Genomic DNA, 19,666 nt, shown 5'->3' with positions numbered 1-19,666 from the left:
ACAAAAAACGCCCGGACATGCCGGGCGTTCTGGTACAGCAGGCGTTCGACGATCAGTCGACGTTGAATTCCTGCAGCGACACCGGCAGGCCGGTACCGTTGACGATCATGATCCAGTGCGCGCTGGCAAAGCCCGCGAGCGCACCCGAGCCCGTCGCCAGCGGCTCGGTGATGCCGCAGCCCGGTGCCGAAAGGAACGACTGATGCGTCTGTGCCGACGGGTTGCCACCCGGGAAGAACGGCGGAACCGTCGTCACGCCGACGCCGTTCGTCCATTCGACGACGAGGTCCTGCGTCGCCGTCGTGACCGTGCCCGACATCGTGACCGGGATGGTGGCCGTGGAGAGCGCACCGCCCGCACCGAGCGTGCCGGTGCCACTGCCGACCAGCGTCAGCTGCGCGGTCGGGATCGTCTCCGCGGCCACCGTGCTGGGAATCGTGTAGACGTTGACCGTGACCGGGAAACCACCCGTCGGACCACCGTTCTCCAGCGCGATCGTCACGCTCGAGACGGTCGCGGTCGGACCCGGCGAATGGTCGGTCGCAAGGTAGAAACGGCGCCAGAAATGGTTCTCGCCCGTGTTGACGCCCGTCTGGCCGCACGACACACCGTTGTTGGTGACCGGCGTATTGTCGGCCATCTGCGAGATGGAGGTGGCGCCGAGGGTGACTTCCGCGCCGCGGGCAGCTGCCGCACCGGAGACACTGAGGGTCTGCGCCGAAGCGACAGAACTGACGGCGAGACATACGGCGGCGGCAAGCATGATCTTCTGCATGTGTGTCTGAACTCCGTTGATGCACTGCACAGGAATGACGCGGGTGAGCGTCCGAGCGAGTCAGCTTAACGCCTTGCGCCCCCCCGGCTCCAGTGCCTCCGGCGCCTTTTTGTCGACAGGATATGCCGGCGAAGCCCCGGAGCGCCCCGAATCGGCCACCTCCATTCCATTACGCCGTCGACATCGCGTCCACACCGCGAATCCGTTTCGCGCCGGTCCGCCTATAATGGCGCTTTCACACGAGTCGCATTCCATGCAGCAGACGATGAAGGCCCTGGTGAAGCGGGAAGCGACCAAGGGAATATGGATGGAAGAGGTTCCCTTGCCCTCGATCGGCCCGAACGACGTGCTGATCAAGCTCGAGAAGACCGCGATCTGCGGCACCGACCTGCACATCTACCTGTGGGACGAGTGGTCGCAGCGCACGATCAAGCCAGGCCTCGTCATCGGCCACGAGTTCGTCGGCCGCATCGTCGACAAGGGCGCCGGCGTGACCGGTTACGAGGTCGGCCAGCGCGTTTCGGCCGAAGGCCACATCGTCTGCGGCGTCTGCCGCAACTGCCGCGCCGGCAAGCAGCACCTCTGCCCGAACACGGTCGGCATCGGCGTCAACCGCCATGGCGCGTTCGCCGAGTACATCGCGATGCCGGCGTCGAACCTGTGGCCGATTCCGGACCAGATCCCGTCCGAGCTCGCCGCGTTCTTCGATCCCTACGGCAACGCCGCCCACGTCGCGCTCGAATTCGACCTCATCGGCGAGGACGTGCTGATCACCGGCGCGGGCCCGATCGGCATCATCGCCGCAGGCATCGCCAAGCACGTCGGTGCGCGCAACGTGGTCGTGACCGACGTCAACGACTACCGCCTCAAGCTCGCCGCCGACATGGGCGCGACGCGCGTCGTCAACGTGTCCAAGCAGTCGCTCGGCGAGGTCGTCAAGGACCTCCACATCGAGGGCTTCGACGTGGGCCTCGAGATGAGCGGCAACCCGCGTGCGTTCAACGACATGCTCGACTGCATGTACCACGGCGGTCGCATCGCGCTGCTCGGCATCCTGCCGCGCGGCGCCGGCATCGACTGGGACAAGGTGATCTTCAAGGGCCTCGTCATGCACGGCATCTACGGCCGCCGCATGTACGAGACCTGGTACAAGATGACCCAGATGGTGCTCACCGGCTTCCCGCTGCAGAAGGTGCTCACGCACCAGATCCACATCGACGACTTCCAGCGTGGTTTCGAGCTCATGGAGAGCGGCCTGTGCGGCAAGGTCGTGTGTTCCTGGACCTGATCGCGACGGCGACCGCACGGTGAAACCGCGCCGGCTGCGCGACCAGCTCGAACCCGCGCTCGCGCACCTGCCGCCCGGGCCGATCGCGGTCGCGTTCAGCGGCGGCGTCGACTCCTCGGTGCTGCTGCACGCGCTGGCCGGCATGCCGGCCGCGCGCGAGCGCGGCCTGCGCTGCTTCCACGTCGACCACGCGCTGCACGACGACAGCGCGATATGGGCCGAACACTGCCGGCGCGTCGCGGAAGCCTGCGAGGTCCCGTTCACGCTGCTGCGCGTCGAGGTCGAGCGCGGCGTCGGACTCGGTCCCGAAGCCGCGGCGCGACGCGCGCGTCATCGCGCCCTGCAGGACCAGCTCGCGCCGGGCGAGATCCTCGCGTTCGCGCATCACCGCGACGACCAGGCCGAGACGGTGCTGCTCAAGCTGCTGCGCGGTGCGGGTCCCGAAGGCCTCGCCGCGATGCGCGACGCGCGTCCGTTCGGCGACGGCTTCGCCTGGCGTCCGCTGCTGTCGCTGCCGCGCTCGGCGCTGCGCGCCTACGCGGAGTACCACGGCCTGCGCTGGGTCCAGGACCCGAGCAACGGCGACACGCTGATCGACCGCAACTACCTGCGCCTCGACGTGCTGCCACGCCTGCGCAAGCGCTGGCCCGAGGCCGACGCGAGCATCGCGCAGAGCGCATCGTGGGTACGTGCCGCGGCGGATTTCGTCGACGCGGAGGTCGGCAAGGCGCTCGCCATCCTGCAAGGCCTCGATCCAGCCACGCTGCGCTTCCGCGACTGGCTCGCCCTGCCCGATGCCTTGCGCGATCCCGTGCTGAGGCGCTGGCTGCGCGACATCGGCCTGACCGAACCGACCCAGCACCAGGTCGGCGAGCTCGTGCGCCAGCTCGCCGAAGCCGGCGAAGACAAGCTGCCGTGCGTACGCTGGCCCGGCACCGAACTGCGGCGCTACCGCGAGCTCGTGTATGCGCGCCGTCCGCTCGAGATGGTGCCGGTCGACTGGGAGCATCGCTGGCACGGCGAGGTGTTCGCGCTGCCGGCAGGACTCGGCACGCTCGCGCTCGTCGACGACGCGGGGCTCGCGACGTCACCGCTCGCGGACACGGTGCGCGTGCGTTTCCGTCGCGGCGGCGAGAGCCTGCGCCTGCATGAAGGCGCGCATCATCGCGACCTGCGCGACCTGTTCCAGGAAGCAGGACTGCCGCCATGGGAGCGTGCGCGCCTGCCGCTGGTGGTCGACGACCGCGGCGACCTGCTCGCTGTCGCCGACCTCTGGACCAGCGACGCAGGCGCCGCGCTGTTCGCGAGCCATGGCTGTCGCCTCGCGTGGGCACGCGCGCATTGACCGTCGGCAGGGCTGCCGCTAGCCTTCGCGCCATGTCGCCGACCGCCGCCCCCGCCACGAACCAGATCGCCGAGTTCGAGCAATCCCTCGACGAGCTCGAGCAGCTCGTCGCACGCATGGAACAGGGCGACATGGGCCTCGACGATTCACTGAAGTCGTTCGAGCGCGGTGTCGCGCTGTACCGCAGCTGCCAAGGCGCGCTCGACCAGGCCGAACTGCGCGTGCGCCAGTTGCTCGATCCCTCGTCGCCCGATTCGGCCGAGCCGTTCGCGCCCGACACGCCGTGATCCGGCGCGGGCCCGCCCCGCGCGACGACATCGCTTCCTTTCCACCGATCGCCGCAGGAGCGCGTGTCATCAACGCCCCGCTTCCCGTCATGCACGAGCTCTCCGAAACCCTGCTCGCGTTCGCGGCGCATGCCGATCGTGCGCTCGAGCGTGCATTGCCCCCCGCCGACCAGCCTCCGGTCGACCTGCACCGCGCGATGCACTACGCCCTGCTCGGCGGCGGCAAGCGCATGCGCCCGCTGCTGGTCTACGCGACCGGCCACACGTTCGGCGCATCACCCGGCACGCTCGACGCCTGCGCGGTCGCGGTCGAGATCATCCACGCCTACTCGCTCGTGCACGACGACCTGCCCGCGATGGACGACGACGCCCTGCGCCGCGGGCGGCCGACCTGCCACATCGCCTTCGGCGAGGCGATGGCGATCCTCGCCGGCGATGCGCTGCAGGCGCTCGCGTTCGAGGTGCTCGCACGCGACACGGCGGAGCACGATGCCGCGACACGCGTCGAGATGATGCGCGTGCTCGCCGCCGCATGCGGCTCGCACGGCATGGCCGGCGGACAGGCCTTCGATCTTTCGGCGGTAGGCCAGCGCCTCGACGCCTCCGAACTCGAGCGCATGCACGTGCACAAGACCGGCGCACTGATCCGCGCCTCGGTGCGCCTCGGCGCACTTGCCGCGGGATGCCGCGACGAGAACTTGCTCGCGCGCCTCGAGCGTTACGGGCACTGCGTGGGACTGGCCTTCCAGATCCGCGACGACATCCTCGACATCGAGGGCGAGGCGGCCACACTCGGCAAGACCGCCGGCAAGGACGCGGCGAACCACAAACCGACGTACCCGGCGATCCTCGGGCTCGAGGCCTCGCGCGCACATCTCGACGCCCTCACGGCGGAAGCACTCGACGTCGTGGACGGCCTCGGCGAGCCGGCTACCCATCTGCGCGACCTCGCGCGCTTCATCGCGACGCGGGCCAGCTGACCACCGGCGCGAGGCGATACGCCCCGCGCCGGCCGAAGATCATTGCACGAGGCGCAACGTGATCGGGTAGCGGTAGCGCACACCGTTGCTCGCGTTGATCGTCGCGACGATCGTGAACACGAGCCAGCCCAGGAACAGCACGAAGCCGAGCGGGATGGTGATGAGCAGGCCGATGCCGAACGTCACGAGCGTGATCACCCACAGGCCGAGACCGGCCAGCAGCACCGTGATGTTGAAGTTCAGCGCCTCCTTGGCCTGGTCGCCCGCGAACGACAGCGTGTCGCGCTTGACCAGCCAGATCACGAGCGGGCCGATCACGCAGCCGACGAAGGTGAAGAACGCCGACAGCGCCGACAGGTGGCCGAGCATCGCCCACGTGCGTTCGTCGCCGACCGGGGCGACATCGGGAACCTGCGAAACCTGGTCTTCGGTCATCACGGATCTCCTCTGGTAGGGCGCGACGGCGTCGCGTCTCCAAGGTGGGTCCATGCAGCCGGCGCATCAAGCGACGGAAGTCATGGACCCGGGGCGTCGCGACGTGGACGGAACCGTTCGCACGTCGCAGGAGATCGGATGCACACGGGAGCGAAAGGGTTGAAACCGAACGGGTTTCTGCGTTCGCGGCGCCTGCGCACGCCCGGCTTCGAGCGCCGAACGATGTCCGCGGACGGCGACGTGCGCGGACGGCGACTCCGGGCCCTCGGTTCAGCCTCCGGCGACGGTCATGCGGTCGAGCAGGATCGAGCCCGTGAGGATGTGCGAGCGGGGATCGACGTCGGTGCCGATCGCGACGAGGTTGGCGAACATGTCGCGCAGGTTCGAGGCGATCGTGATCTCCTCGACCGGATGCACGATCTCGCCGTTCTCGACCCAGAAGCCCGAGGCACCGCGCGAGTAGTCGCCGGTGATCAGCGACACGCCCTGCCCCATCAGCTCGGTGACGACGAGACCGGTGCCCATGCGCTTGAGGAGCGCGGCGAAATCGTCGCCACCGGCGCCGCTCACGAGGATGTTGTGCACGCCGCCGGCGTTGCCGGTGCTGCGCAGGCCGAGCTTGCGCGCCGAGTAGGTGCCGAGGATGTAGCGCGCGAGTTCGCCGCCGCGCACGAGGTCCGAGTCGCGCGTCGCCACGCCGTCGCTGTCGTACGACGACGAGCCCTGCCCGCGGCGCAGGTGCGGCCGCTCGACGATGTCGACGAACGACGGAAACACGGGCTTGCCGACGTGGTCGAGCAGGAAACTCGCGCGCCGGTAAAGGGCGCCGCCGCTGACCGCGCCGAGGAAGTTGCCGACGAGGCTGCGCGCGACCTGCGGCACGAACAGCACGGGGCACTGGCGCGTGCCGATCGCGCGGGCGCCGAGCCTGCCGACGGTACGCTGCGCGGCCATGCGGCCGATCGAGGCGACGTCGGGGAAATCCGACGCGGCGCGCACCGATTCGTACCAGTAGTCGCGCTGCATGCCGGCGTCGTCCTCGGCGAGCAGCGCGACCGAGATCATGTGGCGGGTGTCGCGCGACCGCGCGAAGAAGCCGTGCGAAGTCGCCTCGACCGACAGCGACTCGCCGACCTGCACGGCGGCCCCCTCGGAGTTGTTGATGCGCGGATCGAACGCGCGGCCGGCGTCCTCGCAGGCCAGCGCGAGCTCGACCGCGGCCTCGGCCGTGATGTCCCACGGATGCCAGAGGTCGAGGTCCGGGAAATCGTGCGCGAGAAGGTCGGCGTCGGCGAGGCCGTTGCACGGATCCTCCTCGGTGTGGCGCGCGATCGCGCAGGCGTGGTCGATCGTCTTGGTGATCGAGTCGGCACTGAGGTCGGCCGTGCTCGCCGAACCCTTGCGCTTGCCGAAGAACACCGTGAGCGTGAGCCCGCGGTCGCGCGTGCGCTCGATTGATTCCACTTCGCCGAGGCGCACGCCGACGCTCAGGCCCGTGTCGACGCTGACGCCGAGGTCGACCTCGTTCGCGCCCTTGTCGCGGCAGCGCCGCAGCACGTCCTCGGTGAGCTCGGCGAGGCGATCGAGCTGCACCAGGCTGTCGTCGCGATTGGTCATCGTTGCGGTCACCGCTTATCCTCTCGTTCCTGTCATGCCGTGCGCGATGCGCCCCGGCCCTGTCGCCACGACGGCCGCACATCGCGACCGCCACTCCATTCCGCGTCCGCCGAGGCGGACCTTCGAACCCTCGCCATGTCCGACGAAACCCACGACGACGACACCTTCGACGGCCCGAGCCGCAGCCAGCAGCGCCGCGACGCGATCGCCGTGTTCAAGCTCGCCGAGCAGCTCGTCGCCCTGCCCGAAGCCCGCCTCGCGCGCCTGCCACTGCCTGAGGACATCCTCGAGGAAGTGCGCAAGGCACGCCTCATCCGCCAGCAGATCGCCCACAAGCGCCAGGTGCAGTTCCTCGCCAAGCACATGCGTAGGCTGGACGACGAGGACCTCGCACCCGTGCGTGCGCTGCTCGACAACGACCGCCAGCAGTCATACCGCCAGACCGCAGCGCTGCACCAGCTCGAAGCTTGGCGCGACCGCCTGCTCGCCGAAGGCGACGAGGCGTTGACCGCATGGTTCGAGGCGCATCCTGACGCCGATCGCCAACAACTGCGCAACCTCGTGCGCCAGGCCCGCCACGAGGCCGAGAAAGGCAAGCCGCCGCGTGCCGCGCGCGAGCTGTTCCGCACGCTGCGCGAGCAGCACGAGGCCGCGCAGGGTTGAACGTCACGCCGCGGTGCCGCCGACCGTCATCGCGTCGATGCGCAGGGTCGGCTGGCCGACGCCGACCGGCACGCTCTGGCCTTCCTTGCCGCACACGCCGACGCCCTCGTCGAGCGCAAGGTCGTTGCCGATCATCGACACGCGCTGCAGCACCTCGGCACCCGCGCCGATCAGCGTCGCGCCCTTGACCGGCCGCGTGACCTTGCCGTCCTCGATGAGGTAGGCCTCGCTCGCCGAGAACACGAACTTGCCGTTCGTGATGTCGACCTGGCCGCCACCGAAGTTGACCGCGTAGAGGCCGCGCTTGACCGAGCGCAGGATCTCCTCGGGGTCGCGCTCGCCGGGCAGCATGTAGGTGTTGGTCATGCGCGGCATCGGCAGGTGCGCGAACGATTCGCGTCGACCGTTGCCGGTCGGCCTGACGCCCATGAGGCGCGCATTGAGCTTGTCCTGGATCAGGCCTTTCATGATGCCGTCCTCGACGAGCACGGTGCAGTTGGTCGGGGTGCCCTCGTCGTCGACGCTCAGCGAGCCGCGACGTCCGGCGAGCGTGCCGTCGTCGACGATCGTCACGCCCGGCGCGGCGACGCGCTGGCCCATGCTGCCCGAGAACACGGAGGTTTCCTTGCGGTTGAAGTCGCCCTCGAAGCCGTGGCCGATCGCCTCGTGCAGCAGCACGCCGGGCCAGCCCGGGCCGAGCACGACCGTCATCGAGCCGGCCGGTGCGTCGACCGCTTCGAGGTTGACCAGCGCGCTGCGCACGGCCTCGTCGGCGAGGCGATGCGCGCGGCCGTTCTCGAGCAGTTCGGTGAAGCCGTAGCGTCCACCGCCGCCCGAGCTGCCTGATTCGCGCCGGCCCGCGTGCTCGGCGATGACCTGCACGTTGAGGCGCACGAGCGGACGCACGTCGGCGGCGAGCGTGCCATCGGACGCCGCCACGAGCACCGTGTCGAGCGTCGCCGAGATGCTCACGATCACCTGCTGCACGCGCGGATCGCGCGAGCGCGCGTAGGCGTCGATCTCGCGCAGCAGCGCGACCTTGGCCTCGCTGGACAAGGTATCGATCGGATCGATCGCCGGGTACAGCGCGCGTGCGCTGGTCACCGCGAGCGGACGGCCGCTGCCGTTCGCGCCGGCCTGCGCGATCGCGCGCGCCGAACCGGCCGCCTCGAGCAGTGCGGGCATCACGATCTCGTCGGAATACGCGAAACCGGTCTTCTCGCCCGACACGGCGCGCACGCCGACGCCCTGCTCGATCGCGTGGCTGCCTTCCTTGACGATGCCGTCCTCGAGCACCCAGGACTCGCTGCGCGAATGCTGGAAGTACAGGTCGGCGGCGTCGATCGACGGCGTCATGAGGCGCGCGAACACGCGGTCGAGGTCGACAGCCGAGAAGCCGCCGGGGCGCAGCAGCCGGTGTTCGGCCTGCGCGATGAGATCGGTCATGCGGGAGATCCGGGACGCGGGGAATGCCGCGACAATGAGGGTGGCCGGGGCCGGAAACAAGCGCCGGAAGCCCCGCCACGGCACCTGCCTGAACCGCCAAACCGCGCAAATCGCATTGTCACGTGCATTTGCTACACTCCGGCGTTCCGCCCGAACGGGCATGCGCCAGCGGCTCGATGAGCGAGGAACCTCCCAGTACCCTGCCCCAGCGTTCGTGGTTCGGACGCCTGACCCACGCCCTCTCGGGGGAACTGACCAGCCGCGAGGAGCTCATCGACGAGCTGCGGCACGCCCAGGCCAACGGCCTGCTCTCGAACGACACGTTGTCGATGATCGAGGGCGCCATCGAGGTCACCGACCAGACCGTCGGCGACATCATGGTGCCGCGCTCGCAGATGGTGTCGATCCCGGCCACCGCGAGTTTCGACGACGTGCTGCGCACGGTCATCGAATCCGGCCATTCGCGCTATCCCGTCCACGGTGCCGACCGCGACGAGATCCTCGGCATCCTGCTCGCCAAGGACCTGCTGCGCTGCTTCCACGACGAGGCCGCGCGCGACGTGCGCACGCTGCTGCGACCGGTCGCGCTGATCCCCGAGTCCAAGCGCCTCAACATCCTGCTCAAGGAATTCCGCCTGTCGCACCACCACATGGCCGTGGTCGTCGACGAATACGGCGGTGTCGGCGGACTCGTCACGATCGAGGACGTGCTCGAGCAGATCGTCGGCGACATCGACGACGAGCACGACGACGAGGACGCGCCGAACCTCATCCAGCCGTTGCCGGACGGACGCATCCTCGTCAGCGCGCAGACCCCGATCCTCGATTTCAACGACCGCTTCGAGTCGCGCTTCGCGGTCGAGGAGTTCGACACGATCGGCGCGATGCTGACCTCCGAGTTCGGCCACGTCCCGCAGCCGGGAGAGGAAACCACGCTCGGCGGCTTCCTGTTCCGCGTCACCAAGGGTGATGCGCGGCGCGTGCAGCAGTTCGCCGTGCGGGTCCACGAGGCGTGATCGCCGCGTCGGCGGCGCGCTGGCGCGCCAGGTTCGGCGCGCTGCTCGGCGGCGTGCTGATGTGCGGTGTCCTCGCGGGCACCGCGCTCGCCGAAGTACCCGCACCGCCCCCGGGCGGCGCGGCCGCATCGGAACCGACCACACCGGCGACGGGCGAAGGCAGCACGGAACCCGCGGCGCCTTCGATCAGCCTGCTCACGTTCGGTCCCGGCGAGATCTACTGGGAGCGTTTCGGCCACAACGCGATCGTCGTACGCGATCCCGCCGGCGGTCGCGCGGTCAGCTACAACTACGGCATCTTCGATTTCGAGGACGAGGACTTCCTCGCCAACTTCATGCGCGGCCACATGCGCTACCGCATCGACGCCGCGTACGCCGACGAGGACATCGCCGCCTACGCCGCGCAAGGCCGCTGGGTGGTCGAGCAGCAGCTCGCCCTGCAGCCCGACCAGGCCCGCGCGCTCGCCGCCTATCTGGCCTGGAACCTCGAGCCCGACAACGCCTTCTACCGCTACGAGTATTTCACCTCGAACTGCTCGACGCGCGTGCGCGACGCGCTCGACGAAGCACTCGGCGGTGCCTTGCGCGCACAACTCACGGCGCCGTCGCGCGGCTACACGTTCCGCCTGCTGACCGACGCGCTGATGTCGCCGCAGCCGCTGCTCATGGGCGTGCTCGACGCGGGCCTCGGCCCTTACGCCGATCGCCGCCTGTCGTTCTGGGACGATGCCTTCATCCCGATGCAGCTCATGTCGCACCTGCGCGAGGTGCGCGTGCCGGGCGCGGACGGCCAGCCTATCGCACTCGTGTCGTCCGAGCGCGTGCTCGCACCGGCGCGCCTGCCCGATCCGCCCGCGCTGCCGCCCGACCTGCGCTGGGGCTTCCTCGCCGCGGGCCTCGTGCTCGGCGGCGCACTGCTGGCCCTGCACGCGCGACGTCGTGCGGCGTGGGCACGTGGCGCGTTCTCGGCGCTCGCCCTCGTGCTCGCGCTCGCCTGCGGCCTCGCCGGCCTCGTGCTGCTCGGCCTGTGGGGACTCACCGAACACCGCTCGGCCTGGGCCAACGAGAACCTGCTCGTGCTCAACCCGCTGTGCCTGCTGCTGGTGCCGGCCTGGTGGGGCGCGCGACGCACCGGCTGGCGTCCGTCGCGCTTCGCGCGCGCGCTCGGCGTCGTGCTCGTTCTGATGGCCGGCTTCGCGCTGTTCGCGAAGGTGCTGCCGTGGTTCGTGCAGGCCAACCTGCCCTGGCTGCTGCTGCTCGCGCCCGTGCACGCCGCCGGCGCGTGGTGCCTCGCGCGCGCTCAGCGCATCAGTTCGTAAGGCCCACCGCGCTCGATCGCGCGCGCATACGCCGGGCGCGCATGGATGCGTGCGAGCCAGTCCTGCACGCGCGGCTTGGTCTTGACCTCCGCGCTGCGCGCGGCGAGCGCCTCCATGACGAAACTCATCTGGATGTCGGCGGCCGTGAACGCGTCGCCCGCGAACCACTCGCGCGCCGACAGTTCGTCCTCGAGGTAATCGAGGTGGCGCGTCAGCTGCGGCTCGACGAGCATGCCGAGCACCTTCGCGCTGATCGCACGCGCGATCGGCCGCGCGAAGAACGGCATCGGCCCCTTCGGGATACGCGAGAACACCAGCGACATGAGCAGCAGCGGCATCGCCGAGCCCTCGGCGTAGTGCAGCCAGTACGTGTAGCGCAGGCGGTCCTCGCTGTCGGGTGGCGGCACGAGACGGCCCTGGCCGTGGCGGCCGACCAGGTATTCGACGATCGCGCCGGATTCGGCGATCGTGCGCGTGCCCTCGGTGATCACGGGCGACTTGCCGAGCGGATGCACCTTGCGCAGCTGGGGGGGCGCGAGCATGGTCTTCGCGTCGCGCTCGTAGCGCACGATCTCGTACGGCAGGCCGAGCTCCTCGAGCAGCCACAGCACGCGCTGCGAGCGCGAGTTGTTGAGATGGTGGACGGTGATCATCGGCGCATCCTCGCGTTCGGTCGACCGCCCATCCTAGTGCAGCTGCGGCGTCGCACCGCGATCGATTGAACGAAACGCACACACACGTCGGCCGCGCCTCGCCCTACCATGCGCCTCCCGCACCTGCCGCGCGCCGCCGATGACCTTCCGCTTTTTCCAGCTCGACGTGTTCACGCCGCGTGCCGGCGGCGGCAATCCGCTCGGCGTCGTCGCCGGCGCGGACGCGTGGAGCACGCAGGCGATGCAGCGCTTCGCCGCGTGGACCGACCTCGTCGAGACCACGTTCCTGCTCACGCCGACCACGGACCAGGCCAGCTACCGCGTGCGCATCTTCACGCCGTCGCGCGAGATCGCGTTCGCCGGCCATCCGTCGATCGGTTCCGCGCACGCCGCGCTCGAGGCTGGGCTCGTGACGCCGCGTGACGGCGTGCTCGTGCAGGAATGCCAGGCCGGCCTGCTGCCGGTGCGCGTCGAACCACGCGAAGGGCGGCGCGACCTGTTCGTGCAGGCGCCGCGTGCCCGCGTGCTGCAGACCGGCCTCGACGCGCATCCGCTGCTCGGCGAGGTGCTCGCCGGCGTCGCGACGGGACCGCTGCCACCCGCGTTCGTCGAAGGCGGCCGCCGCTGGTGGGTCGCCGAGTTCGCCGACGTGGCCGCGCTGCGCGCCTGGAAACCCGAACATGCGCGCATCGCCGCGCTCGCCAGGGCCACCGACAGCCTCGGCCTGTGCGCGTTCGCACGCAGCAGCGAGCCGGGCCACGACCTCGTCGTGCGCGCGTTTCCTGCCGGCGTCGGCATCGTCGAGGATCCCGCCTCGGGCGCCGCCAACGGCCTCGTCGCGGCGTGGATCGCCTCGGCCGAACCCGAAGGTCCGCTCGCGCGCGGTTACCGCGTCAGCCAGGGGCGCGAGATCGGCCGCGATGCCGAGATCCTCGTGCGCATCGACACCGATGGCGCCGTATGGGTCGGCGGCCAGACCCAGACCGTCGTCGACGGCCACGTGCGCTGGCCGCTCGAGGGCTGATCGACGCTCGACATCCGGACATTGCGGCGGAATGCGCGCTCCGCCGCTTTCGCATGCAGCGCCATTTCCCGTCACGGGAAATGGCGGCGGGAGAGCGCGAAGTCCTCTCCCCTCGCGGTAGAGGGGAGAGGGGGCGGAAGGATGACGAGCTCCACGCGCACCCCGGCAAGCGGCGCGCAGGGCGGAACCGCCGCAGACCTCATGACACCTCGCTACCCGCGAAACCCCGCGAGCTGCGCGCGCGTCCAGTCGACGATCTGCGAGGCGCCGATCGCGCCGGAATGGCGCGCGATCTCGCGACCCTGCGCGAACAGCACGAGCGTCGGGATGCTGCGGATCGCGTAACGCGTGCCGAGCGAGGGTTCGGCTTCGGTATCGAGCTTGCCGAGCCGCACGGACGGTTCGAGCACGCGCGCAGCCTGCTCGAACGCGGGCGCCATCGTGCGGCACGGCCCGCACCACGGCGCCCAGAAGTCGACGAGCAACGGCAGGCCGCTGCGCAACGCATGGCGATCGAAGGTCGCCACCGTGAGCACGAGCGGTGCGCCCGCGAACACGGGCTTGCCGCAACGCCCGCATGCCGGCGCATCGGCGAGGCGCGTCGGCGGCAGGCGGTTCATCGCCTCGCAATGGGCGCAGGGAACGAGGATCGCGTCGTCGGCCATGGCGGCAGGCATCGTCGGTTGCAGGACTCCGCGACATGGCGGCGCACGCCGTGCTTGCAAGGCGCCCGTGTCGGCGCATCGCGGCTGCGCGATACTCGCGCTCCGCTTCCGCACGGCCAGCACGATGCCTTTCCAGCCCGCCGCCGCATGGCTCGCCCCGCAGGCACTCGAGCGCGCGAGCGCCCTGCCCGCGCCGTTCTACACCTCGCCCGAGGCGTTCGCGGACGAGGCCCGCGTCGTGTTCGCGCGCAGCTGGCAGCTCGTCGCGCACGCGGGCCAGCTCGCAGGCGCGGGTGACCACGTCGTGGCCGAGGTCGGCGGCCTGCCGCTGCTCGTCGTGCGCGGTGCCGACGGTACGCTACGCGCATTCCACAACGTCTGCCGCCACCGCGCCGGACCGCTCGCGACCTGTGACGGCCGCGGCGCGCGCGCGCTGCGCTGCCGCTACCACGGATGGACCTACGCGCTCGACGGCACGCTGCGCAGCGCCCACGAGATGGGCGGCGCGGAAGGCTTCGATCCCGCCGACGTGCGCCTCCCCGAGGTCGGCGTCGCGACCTGGCGCGGCCTCGTGTTCGTCGCCGTCGATGCACACGTGCCGCCGCTGGCCGACCTGCTCGGCGACGTCGACGCACGCCTCGGCGCGACGCCGATCGAGACCTGGGCGTTCGCGCGCCGCGTCAGCTACACGGTGGCCGCGAACTGGAAGACCTACGTCGACAACTACCTCGAGGGCTACCACCTGCCGCATGTGCACCCGAGCCTCAACCGCCTGCTCGACTACCGCCGCTACGAGACCGTGACGGGCACCTGGCACTCGCTGCAGACGAGTCCGCTCGACGGCGACGACGACCTCTACGGCGCCGGCGAGGCGATCTACGCCTTCGTCTACCCGAACACGATGCTCAACATCCTGCCCGACCGCCTGCAGACCAACCGCGTCGTGCCGCTCGATGCCGGCCACTGCCGCGTCGATTTCGACTACTTCTACCCGTCCGCGACGCCCGATGCGGCCGAGCGCGAGCGCCGAGCGCGCGACGCCGCCTTCAGCGACGAGGTGCAGCAGGAGGACATCACGATCTGCGAGGCCGTGCAGGCCGGCCTCGCCTCGGGCTCGTACGTGGCCGGGCGCCTGAGCCCGCTGCGCGAGAACGGCGTGCATCACTTCCACGAACGCCTGCGCGAGGCCTGGCGCGACGCCGGCGTCGCCTGAACGGGCTCTTGAGCCAAGGCCGCGGCGACCCCATGCGCGGGGATCACGCTACACTCGCCGATTGCCTCCCGACCACCGGACGCCGAATGACCCCGAAGACCCTCAAGGTCGCGCTGCTGCAGGAATCCGACCGCGGCAGCCGCGACGCCAACCTCGACGCGATCGAGGCCGGCCTGCGCGAGGCGGCCGCCGCCGGCGCCAGGCTCGTGCTGCTGCAGGAACTGCACAACGGCCCGTACTTCTGCCAGCACGAGAGCGTCGACGAGTTCGACCGCGCCGAGCCGATCCCGGGACCCTCGACCGAACGCATCGGTGCGCTCGCCGAGGAGCTCGGCCTCGTCGTCGTGGCCTCGCTGTTCGAGCGCCGCGCGGCCGGGCTCTACCACAACACCGCGGTCGTGTTCGACCGCTCGCGCGCGATCGCGGGCAAGTACCGCAAGATGCACATCCCCGACGATCCGGCGTTCTACGAGAAGTTCTACTTCACGCCGGGCGACCTCGGCTTCGATCCGATCGAAACCTCGGTCGGCAAGCTCGGCCTGCTCGTGTGCTGGGACCAGTGGTACCCCGAAGGCGCGCGCCTCATGGCGCTGGCCGGTGCCGACCTGCTGCTCTACCCGACCGCGATCGGCTGGGATCCGCAGGACGAGCAAGGCGAGAAGGACCGCCAGCGCGACGCCTGGATCACCGTGCAGCGCGGCCACGCGGTCGCCAACGGCCTGCCGCTGCTCGCCTGCAACCGCATCGGTTTCGAGGAAGCGCCCGACGGCGGCCGCGGCATCGCGTTCTGGGGTTCGAGCTTCGTCGCCGGACCGCAGGGCGAGTTCCTCGCCCAGGCGTCGACCGATCGTCGCGAACTGCTCGTCGTCGACATCGACATGGCGCGCAGCGAATCCGTGCGCCGCATCTGGCCATTCCTGCGCGACCGCCGCATCGACGCCTACGCCGACCTCCTCAAGCGTTTCCGCGATTGAACACCCCGATGACCCAGGATACTGCGGCGCCCGAAGCCGCCGACACGAACGCCGACGCCGACCACGACCTGCTCGCCGCGCAGCCGATCTCGCGCGTCGTGCGCGATGGCACCGAATACGTGCTGCTCGGCACCGCCCACGTCTCGCGCGCGAGCGTCGAGGCCGTGCGCGCGATACTCGAGCGTGAAACCTTCGACGCGGTCGCGGTCGAGCTCTGCGAGCCGCGCTTCAAGACCATGCGCGACCCCGAGGCCTTCCGCAACCTCGACCTGTTCCAGGTGATCCGCCAGGGCAAGGCCGGACTCGTCGCGACCAGCCTCGCGCTGTCGGCCTTCCAGCGCCGCCTCGCCGAGCAGTTCGGCATCGAGCCGGGCGCCGAGATGAAGGCCGCGATCGACGGTGCCGAGGCGCGCGGCCTGCCCGTTTGGCTGGTCGACCGCGAGGTCAGCGTGACGCTGCGCCGCGCGATCCGCAGCGTCGGCTTCTTCGAGCGCATGACCGTGGTCGCCGGCCTCGCCGGCAACCTGCTCTCGCGCGAGGAAGTGCAGGAGAGCGAGATCGAGAAGCTCAAGGAAGGCGACATGCTCGGCAGCATGTTCAACGAGTTCGCGAAGGAATCGCCGCCGCTGTTCGAGGCGATGATCGCCGAGCGCGACCGCTTCATGTCGGCGCGCCTGCGCGAGGAGGCCGCCAACGCGGAGACGCTCCCGAAGCGCGTGCTCGTGGTGATCGGCGCCGGCCATCTCGCCGGCATCGAGAAAGCGCTGCCCGCCCAGCAGGACGATCCCGCGCCGCTGCAGAAGCGCCTCGCCGAACTGCCCCCGCGCAAGCCATGGGGCCGCATCATCGGTTTCGGTGTGTTCGCGCTGATCGCGCTCGCGATCGCCGTACTGTTCTACCGCGGCGCCGAGTTCGGAACCGACGCGCTGTGGGTGTGGGTGCTGTGCACGGGCATCGGCGCCGCGATCGGCGCACTCGCCGGCGGCGGCCATCCGCTTGCCGCGTTCGGTGCGTTCGTCGTCGCGCCGCTCAAGCCGTTCCGGCCGGGCGTGCCGGCCGGCGCGGTCAGCGCCGGCATCGAAGCCTGGCTCCATCGCCCGCGCGTGGCCGACTTCGACAGCCTGCGCGACGACGTCACCGTCTGGACCGGCTGGTGGAAGAACCGCATCTCGCGCACGCTGCTGGTCTTCATGTTCACGAACTTCGGCATGATGTTCGGTACCTGGGTGGCGGGCTTCCGCATCCTCAGGCGCCTCATCTGACCGCCCACGCCCGGACTGCCCGCCCATGAGCTTCGCCCGCCTCTTCTCCAAGCCCCGCTGGCAGTCCAAGGACGACGCGATCCGTCGCGCCGCGGTCGCCGGCGACTCCGGTGCCGACCTCGTCGCCGCGTTGCCCAAGCTCGCGCGCGAGGACACCGACGCCGGCGTGCGCCTCGCCGCGCTGCGCCGCTGCGCGGATCCGCGCCTTGCCCAGGCGCTCGCGCAGGACGACCGTGACGCCGGCGTGCGCACGGCCGCGCAGGCACTGTGGTTCGACCTGCTCGCCGGCCGGCACGCCGCGTCGGCGCCGCTCGACGAGCGCCTGCGTCTGCTGCGCGCGCAGGACGACGCGCGCCTCATCGAGCACCTCGCCGTGCACGCGGCCGAACCCGCGCTGCGTCTCGCTGCGCTCGAGCGCACGACGCGTACCGCGCTGCTCGTCGAGCGTGCGACCTCCGACAACGACGCCGGCGTACGCGACGCCGCGTTCGCGCGCATCGACGACGAGACCCAGCTCGTGCGCATCGCCGAGCGCACGCGCCGCTCGGACAAGAAGATCAGCCGCCGCGCCGACGAGCGCGTGACCGAGTTGCGCATCGCGCGCGGCGACGCCGCGACGATCCACGACCTCGCGCGCGGCCTCTGCGAGCGCCTCGAGCGTCTCGTGCGCAGCGGCGCAGACGACGCCGAAGCTGCCGCGATCGCCGACGGCTGGGCGCGCGTCGCCGCACACGCACCGTCCGAACTCGTACGCCGCCACGACGCCGCGCTCGCGCTCTACACCGACATGCGCGATCCGGCGCTCGTCGCCGCACGCCGCCACGAAACCGCCGAGCGCGAACGCTTCGCCCACGAGCTGCCGGCGTTCCGGCACGCGCTCGCGGCGAGCGACGCCGCACAACGCGTCGAATCGCTGCGCGCCACCTACCGCGACCTCGCCGAACGCGCCGCCGCGATGACCGACCCGGGCGTGCGCGAAAAGCTCGCCGTGGACGAAGCCGAGGTGCTCGCACGCTTCGATGCGCTCGACGAGGAAGCCCGCGTCGCCGCCGAAGCCCCGCCGCCCGCCATCGAGGCGACGATCGCGAAACTCCGCCAGGATGCCCTGCTCGACCAGGCCCGCATCGAGAAGCAGCGCGAGAACGAGCGCCGCGACACTGCGCTGGCCACGCTCGCGCCGGCCCTCGAGGAGGTCGCTGCGGCGCTCGAGGCCGGCCATGTCGCCGTCGCCAACGCACGCTGGACCGAGATCGCGACCCTGCGGGCGACGCTCGGCGCGAGCGTGCCGGCCGCGCTGCGCCGCCGGCTCGCCGAGGTCGAGGAACATCACGGCCGCCTCGCCGGCTGGCAGCGCTGGAGCGACACGCACCGTCGCCGTCAGCTCTGCGACGAGATCGCCGCATTGCCGGCCTCCGGCCTGCATCCCGACGCGGTCGCCACGCGCGTCCGTGAGGCGCAGGCCGAGTGGAAGCAGCTCGACGCTCTGGAATCGAAGCGTCCGGGCGGCGACACGCTGTCGCGCCGCTTCCACGGCCTCTGCCGCGAGGCGATCGAACCGACACGCGCCTACTTCGGCAAGCGCGACGAGCTGCGCAAGGCGCATGCCGAAGGCATCGGCGCGCTGCTCGCGCGCGCCGAGGCGACGGGCGACGACACCGACGCACGCACGTTCATGGCGCTGCGCCGCGAACTCGTGGAAACGCTGCCGACGCTGGACCGCGTCGATCCGCGCGAACGCAAGGCACTCGCGACACGCCTCAAGGCCGCGCTGACGACGATCGACGCTACGCTCGATGCGCGCAACGCCGAGGTCGAAGCGGCCAAGGCGCGCCTGATCTCCGCGGCCGAGGCGCTCGCGACCGAAGCCGACGTGCGTACCGCGATTGCGAGCGCGCGTGACCTGCAGAAGCGCTGGCAGGCCGCCGGCAACGGTCGCCGCGCGCGCGATGAAGCGCAATGGCGCGCCTTCCGTGGCGCCATCGACGCCGTGTTCGCGCGCGCCGATGGCGAGCGCAGCGCGCGCGAGGCACGTGAGCGCGAGGATCTCGACGCCGCGGCCTCGATCTGCACCGAACTGGAAGCACTCGCCGCCGCCGACGCGGCACCCGACCGCGGCGCGATCGCGCGTCTGGAGGAAACGTGGCGCGCACTCGGCGTGCGCGACGGCGCGCTGCGACGGCGCCACGACAGCGCCCATGACGCGCTGCGCGAGGCCCACGCGCGGCGCGATCGTGCGAAGCGCCGCGTCGCGTTCGACACCTGGCTGGCCCATTACACGATCGTGCGCGATCTCGAACGCAGTCGCCTCGACGCCGGCGAAGCCGCGACGCTGCGCGAGGCCCTGCCCGCGCTCGCGATCGCGAACACCTCGATGCAGGCGCGCGTCGATGCGGCCGGCACGGGTTCCGGGACGTCGACGGTCGATGCCGATGCCGCCGTCGACGACCTCATCGAGCTCGAGCAGCTCGCCGGCGTCGACTCACCCGCCGAGTTGCGCCAGCGTCGCCTCGACCTGCAGGTCGCGCGCCTGTCGGCGCGCCTGCGCGGCGACACGGCCGGCAGCACGTCCGACACGCTCGGCACGCTGCTGGCGCGCTGGACGACGCATGCGCCCGCGGCGACCGAGGCCTCCGCCGAGGCCGACGACGCACGCCTGCGCGCCGCCCTGTCGCGCGTACTCGACACGCTCTGATCGTCCGCCGCG

General features: G+C 70.9%; 18 protein-coding genes. 12 read left to right on the top strand and 6 right to left on the bottom strand.

The genetic code is table 11. The features are described from left to right. Positions 1-52 precede the first annotated feature (52 nt). Positions 53-775, bottom strand: a complete 723-nt coding sequence (locus ACQQ2N_RS14905) for a hypothetical protein (protein ID WP_440222366.1) — start codon at positions 773-775, stop codon at positions 53-55. A 253-nt stretch (positions 776-1,028) separates the two neighbouring features. On the opposite strand from ACQQ2N_RS14905, the gene tdh reads away from it, so the two are divergent. The 4 genes from tdh to ispA all read left to right on the top strand — a co-directional run bounded on the left by tdh (position 1,029) and on the right by ispA (position 4,675). After that, on the top strand, positions 1,029-2,063 hold the full coding sequence (gene tdh / locus ACQQ2N_RS14900; protein WP_440222365.1) for an L-threonine 3-dehydrogenase: 1,035 nt from the start codon (positions 1,029-1,031) through the stop codon (positions 2,061-2,063). A gap of 19 nt (positions 2,064-2,082) precedes the next feature. Further along, a complete protein-coding gene (gene tilS / locus ACQQ2N_RS14895; RefSeq protein ID WP_440222364.1) occupies positions 2,083-3,408 on the top strand; it encodes a tRNA lysidine(34) synthetase TilS in 1,326 nt (441 codons plus the stop codon). A gap of 32 nt (positions 3,409-3,440) precedes the next feature. Continuing rightward, a complete protein-coding gene (locus ACQQ2N_RS14890; protein WP_440222363.1) occupies positions 3,441-3,695 on the top strand; it encodes an exodeoxyribonuclease VII small subunit in 255 nt (84 codons plus the stop codon). Between the two features lie 89 nt (positions 3,696-3,784). Then, the gene (ispA, locus tag ACQQ2N_RS14885) at positions 3,785-4,675 is read left to right on the top strand and encodes a (2E,6E)-farnesyl diphosphate synthase (protein WP_440222362.1); all 891 of its coding nucleotides are present in this window, start codon (positions 3,785-3,787) and stop codon (positions 4,673-4,675) included. Positions 4,676-4,714: 39 nt separating this feature from the next. Here the strand turns inward: ispA and ACQQ2N_RS14880 are convergent, their stop codons facing one another. Together ACQQ2N_RS14880 and pmbA are read right to left on the bottom strand one after the other, a co-directional pair. Then, positions 4,715-5,110 carry a DUF4870 domain-containing protein gene (locus ACQQ2N_RS14880; protein WP_440222361.1) on the bottom strand — a complete coding sequence of 132 codons (396 nt, stop codon included), beginning with the start codon at positions 5,108-5,110 and terminating at the stop codon, positions 4,715-4,717. A 270-nt stretch (positions 5,111-5,380) separates the two neighbouring features. After that, positions 5,381-6,727, bottom strand: a complete 1,347-nt coding sequence (gene pmbA / locus ACQQ2N_RS14875; protein WP_440225772.1) for a metalloprotease PmbA — start codon at positions 6,725-6,727, stop codon at positions 5,381-5,383. A 135-nt stretch (positions 6,728-6,862) separates the two neighbouring features. On the opposite strand from pmbA, the gene yjgA reads away from it, so the two are divergent. Beyond that, on the top strand, positions 6,863-7,390 hold the full coding sequence (gene yjgA, locus ACQQ2N_RS14870) for a ribosome biogenesis factor YjgA (RefSeq protein WP_440222360.1): 528 nt from the start codon (positions 6,863-6,865) through the stop codon (positions 7,388-7,390). Between the two features lie 3 nt (positions 7,391-7,393). On the opposite strand, the gene tldD is transcribed toward yjgA, so the two are convergent. Further along, on the bottom strand, positions 7,394-8,836 hold the full coding sequence (gene tldD / locus ACQQ2N_RS14865; protein ID WP_440222359.1) for a metalloprotease TldD: 1,443 nt from the start codon (positions 8,834-8,836) through the stop codon (positions 7,394-7,396). Positions 8,837-9,012: 176 nt separating this feature from the next. On the opposite strand from tldD, the gene ACQQ2N_RS14860 reads away from it, so the two are divergent. Together ACQQ2N_RS14860 and ACQQ2N_RS14855 are read left to right on the top strand one after the other, a co-directional pair. Further along, positions 9,013-9,852: an HlyC/CorC family transporter gene (locus ACQQ2N_RS14860; RefSeq protein WP_440222358.1), complete on the top strand. Its 840-nt coding sequence runs from the start codon at positions 9,013-9,015 to the stop codon at positions 9,850-9,852. Next, the gene (locus tag ACQQ2N_RS14855) at positions 9,849-11,171 is read left to right on the top strand and encodes an Lnb N-terminal periplasmic domain-containing protein (protein WP_440222357.1); all 1,323 of its coding nucleotides are present in this window, start codon (positions 9,849-9,851) and stop codon (positions 11,169-11,171) included. The genes ACQQ2N_RS14860 and ACQQ2N_RS14855 overlap by 4 nt, the downstream gene beginning before the upstream one ends. Here ACQQ2N_RS14855 and ACQQ2N_RS14850 read toward each other — a convergent pair. Continuing rightward, positions 11,153-11,824, bottom strand: coding sequence for a glutathione S-transferase family protein (locus tag ACQQ2N_RS14850; RefSeq protein ID WP_440222356.1), 672 nt, complete (start codon positions 11,822-11,824; stop codon positions 11,153-11,155). The two genes, ACQQ2N_RS14855 and ACQQ2N_RS14850, sit on opposite strands and share 19 nt — an antisense overlap. A gap of 139 nt (positions 11,825-11,963) precedes the next feature. Between ACQQ2N_RS14850 and ACQQ2N_RS14845 the strand changes: the two genes are divergently transcribed. Beyond that, complete coding sequence (locus ACQQ2N_RS14845; protein ID WP_440222355.1) at positions 11,964-12,848, top strand: PhzF family phenazine biosynthesis protein; 885 nt, start codon at positions 11,964-11,966, stop codon at positions 12,846-12,848. Positions 12,849-13,060: 212 nt separating this feature from the next. On the opposite strand, the gene trxC is transcribed toward ACQQ2N_RS14845, so the two are convergent. After that, on the bottom strand, positions 13,061-13,513 hold the full coding sequence (gene trxC, locus ACQQ2N_RS14840; protein WP_440225771.1) for a thioredoxin TrxC: 453 nt from the start codon (positions 13,511-13,513) through the stop codon (positions 13,061-13,063). 124 nt (positions 13,514-13,637) lie between these two features. Here trxC and ACQQ2N_RS14835 point away from each other — a divergent pair, with 124 nt between their 5' ends. The 4 genes from ACQQ2N_RS14835 (at position 13,638) to ACQQ2N_RS14820 (ending at position 19,654) form a co-directional block, all read left to right on the top strand. Further along, positions 13,638-14,726, top strand: coding sequence for an aromatic ring-hydroxylating oxygenase subunit alpha (locus tag ACQQ2N_RS14835; RefSeq protein WP_440222354.1), 1,089 nt, complete (start codon positions 13,638-13,640; stop codon positions 14,724-14,726). A gap of 86 nt (positions 14,727-14,812) precedes the next feature. Next, positions 14,813-15,700 (top strand): carbon-nitrogen hydrolase, encoded by an 888-nt coding sequence (locus ACQQ2N_RS14830; RefSeq protein ID WP_440222353.1) that lies wholly within the window; start codon positions 14,813-14,815, stop codon positions 15,698-15,700. After that, on the top strand, positions 15,697-16,962 hold the full coding sequence (locus ACQQ2N_RS14825; RefSeq protein ID WP_440222352.1) for a TraB/GumN family protein: 1,266 nt from the start codon (positions 15,697-15,699) through the stop codon (positions 16,960-16,962). The genes ACQQ2N_RS14830 and ACQQ2N_RS14825 overlap by 4 nt, the downstream gene beginning before the upstream one ends. Before the next feature lie 25 nt (positions 16,963-16,987). Then, a complete protein-coding gene (locus ACQQ2N_RS14820; protein ID WP_440222351.1) occupies positions 16,988-19,654 on the top strand; it encodes a DUF349 domain-containing protein in 2,667 nt (888 codons plus the stop codon). Positions 19,655-19,666: the final 12 nt, after the last annotated feature.

This window comes from Dokdonella aquatica (assembly GCF_051987395.1).
In the GTDB taxonomy this organism is placed as follows: domain Bacteria; phylum Pseudomonadota; class Gammaproteobacteria; order Xanthomonadales; family Rhodanobacteraceae; genus Dokdonella.
This window is presented reverse-complemented; position numbering and strand designations above follow the sequence as displayed.